The following is a 2,995-nucleotide window of genomic DNA, read 5'->3' as shown; positions in this document are numbered from 1 at the left end:
AGATCTGAGTGAAAATCAGGCATCAGCAGCGTTCCGGGGGTCGTTTTTCTCGGCAGCCGGGCGCGATCCGCCCACCGCGCTGCCGCGGCAATTGCCGTCCACTATACGCCACGAATCCGGGCGCCCGGCGAGGAGACCGGGGCTCCGAGGCCCCCTGCACGGAACGCGGGCGGCTCAGTCCACGCCCTTGATCTTCACCACGAACACGGCCCCCAGGAGCCCAATCACGGCGGCCGCCAAGTACAGCGCCACATAGCCGCCCCAGAAGGCAACAAAGGGGTACGCGATCAGCGGGGCGAGCACTTGCGGCAGCGAGTTGGCAATGTTGATGACGCCAAGATCCCTGCCCCGGTTCAGGGCCGTGGGCAGCACCTGGGTAATGAGGGCAAAATCCACCGCCAGATAGCAGCCGAAGCCGATGCCGAGCACGGACGCGCCGACCAGCGCACCCGGCCAGGTGGGCGCGAACGCAAGAATGAGGGAGGCTGCGGCGATCACGGCGGAAGAGATGATGACCAGCGGCTTCCGGCGGCCCAGGCGGTCGCTCAGCCGGCCGCCGACCACGCTGGTGATGATCACCATGACCGCATACAGGCCCGTGAGGATCAGGACGCCAAACTCGGGCTCGATACCCTGGGTTTCGCGGACGCGGACGGCGTCGTTGAGGAAAAACAGCAGGTAGAGGGTGATCATATGGTTGCCGATGTTCACCAGGAGCCGTGTCAGCCAAGCCCAGGCAAAATCCGGATGGCGGGCCGGGGAAATCCAAAAACCCCGCACAAAGCCGCCCAGACTGAACGGCGGACGGGCCTGCGCAGGCAGCGGAACGTCGTCGTTCTTTAAGTAATAGAGCACGACGCCGGCGAGCAGCGCCACCGCGCAGACAACATACCCCGCGGCGAAGTTTCCGGCGACGGCGGCGGCGATCACCGCCCCTGCCAGGATTCCCGCTGTCTGGCCCATGGCGGCAAGGCCGCCGACGGTGCCGCGCTGGGGTACCGGCACGCGGTCCGGGATGGCCGCCGTGATGGCCGCATAGGCGCCGTTGCAGCCGGCCTGGACGAGGCACCAGAGCAGCGTCATTGCGGCAACGCCCGGGGCGCCGGCCAGCGCGATCAGGGCCGCGGCACCCAGGACGGCACCGAAGAGCACCCACGGCACCCGCCGCCCCCGGCGCGCGGTGGTCCGGTCGCTGAAGGCGCCGAAGAGGGGGTTGGCCACCAGGGACACGGCCGCACCCGCACCCGTCACGAGGGCGAGGATGGCTTCCTTGTCCGGTTCGCTGAAGGCTGCCGCCTGTTGGCCGAGGAGCACCTGGAGCGGGCCGAAGAATGCCGCGTTGATGCCGACGTTGACCAGCACCACCCCTGCCGTCCAGACAGGCCGGACGCGGCGTTCGGGTTCGGCGAGCGCCGGCGCGGTGGTATCGGACATGCTCATGGCTCCCCCTGGAACTGATGATCAGGCATATGTATCAGTGCGCAGCCAGACTACCGGGACTCGGCAGATCTGGGACGACACTGGCGCTCATTGGCGGGCCGGCGCAGTAAGGTCATCGTTGAACCTCCAGCTATGGAGAAAATCATCATCACTCATTCCGTGGGGGAATACATCTTGTTGTCACAAATGTCGGGCTCTGCTGCCCGAACCAAGGCCATAGGGATTGCTATGGCAGCACTGCTTGCCCTCAGCGGCTGCAACTCCGGCGCGGCCGCCGAGACAAAAGCATCCGAGCGCCCGGGTTCCGAGTCGGGACGAGATCAGGCAACTGTCGTACGAATTATCGACGGCGACACATTCAAGGCTTCAATGAACGGTGAAGAAAAGACTATTCGTCTGTTGAATGTCGACACTCCGGAGACCAAAGACCCCAACACGCCTGTGGAATGTATGGGCCCCGAAGCGACCAAAGGCCTCGAAGAACTTCTGCCCGTTGGTGCCAAAGTCACGTTAGAACTGGACCTCGAGCCCTTGGACAAATACGGACGCACCCTAGCTGCGGTCTTCGACTCAGGCGGAAAGCTGGTCAACGCTGAGATCGCCCGGCTCGGACTCGGCGTACCCGTCTTGATCGAGCCCAATAAGAAGTTCTATCCGCCGGTGGTTGAGGCCTTTGATGAGGCCCGCACTCGGGGGGTAGGCCTGAACTCCTCAAACGTCGCATGCCTGCCGTCCCAACAGGTTGCAATTGCGGCGCAAGCTGTTGAAGCTCTGGCCGCCGATCCCCTTTCCGATTCCGTGTCCGACCTGGACCGGGGCCATGCCGGGCTGGTCGCAGCCCTCGCAACTGTCGCTGCGCTCAAGGTAGCGGCAAAGGCCAAAGACGGAATCCAATGGGCCGCATACAAGCCGGCGCAGCTGGCGGCGATGACGAGCAGGTTGGATTCAGCGGCTACGGTCGGGGCCGCCAGGCAGACTGCCATTGGCGCGAAAAAGAAGCAACTCGCGGACGCAGCCTCAGCCGCGGCGGCAGCAGTGTCTGCCCGCCAGGCCGCCGAAGCCGCTGCAGCAGCCGAGGCCGAGCGGATCCGTAACCTGCCCCCCGCACCGGCGCCCTACGTGCCCCCGGCACCTGTCCCGTACGTCCCGCCGGCTTATGTCCCGCCCGTTTATGTGCCGCCCGCTCCGGCACCCAATCCATATCCGGGATACAACGGTCCCCGCTGTTATGCCCCCGGCGGAAAGACGTGGACTCCTTGTAGCAAGAGGTAGTTCTGGTCCCCGGGACTCGGCGGATCCGTTCGGAATGTGCCAGTCTCGGGGATGAGCCCCGCCGTTAACACTCAAGGAGTCACTGTGAACGCTTCCGCCCTGAATACTGCAGACCTTTACGACGAGCGCGGCGGGGAGCTGGAATCCGTGTCGGTGCAGTTCCAGTCCCTGGGCGGGCACACGCATTTCAGCGGGCCGGTCCGGACTATCCGCTGCTTTGAGGACAACGCGCTGGTCAAGTCCGTGCTGGCCGCTCCCGGCCACGGCTCCGTCCTGGTGGTCG

At 65.2% G+C, this 2,995-nt stretch carries 2 protein-coding genes and 1 pseudogene; 2 read left to right on the top strand and 1 reads right to left on the bottom strand.

Annotation, left to right across the window (positions count from 1 at the left end):
• Nucleotides 1-174: 174 nt before the first annotated feature.
• Nucleotides 175-1,440, bottom strand: a complete 1,266-nt coding sequence (locus LQV45_RS23360; protein ID WP_230009037.1) for an MFS transporter — start codon at nucleotides 1,438-1,440, stop codon at nucleotides 175-177.
• Nucleotides 1,441-1,572: 132 nt separating this feature from the next.
• On the opposite strand from LQV45_RS23360, the gene LQV45_RS23355 reads away from it, so the two are divergent.
• Nucleotides 1,573-2,712 carry a thermonuclease family protein gene (locus tag LQV45_RS23355; RefSeq protein WP_230009036.1) on the top strand — a complete coding sequence of 380 codons (1,140 nt, stop codon included), beginning with the start codon at nucleotides 1,573-1,575 and terminating at the stop codon, nucleotides 2,710-2,712.
• A gap of 84 nt (nucleotides 2,713-2,796) precedes the next feature.
• Nucleotides 2,797-2,995 (top strand): annotated as a pseudogene (locus tag LQV45_RS23350) (S-adenosylmethionine--2-demethylmenaquinone methyltransferase); the annotation flags it as partial.

It is taken from the genome of Microbacterium sp. Bi128, assembly GCF_918698205.1.
Note: the sequence above shows the minus strand (reverse complement) of the source record. Positions and strands in the feature narration are given on the sequence as shown.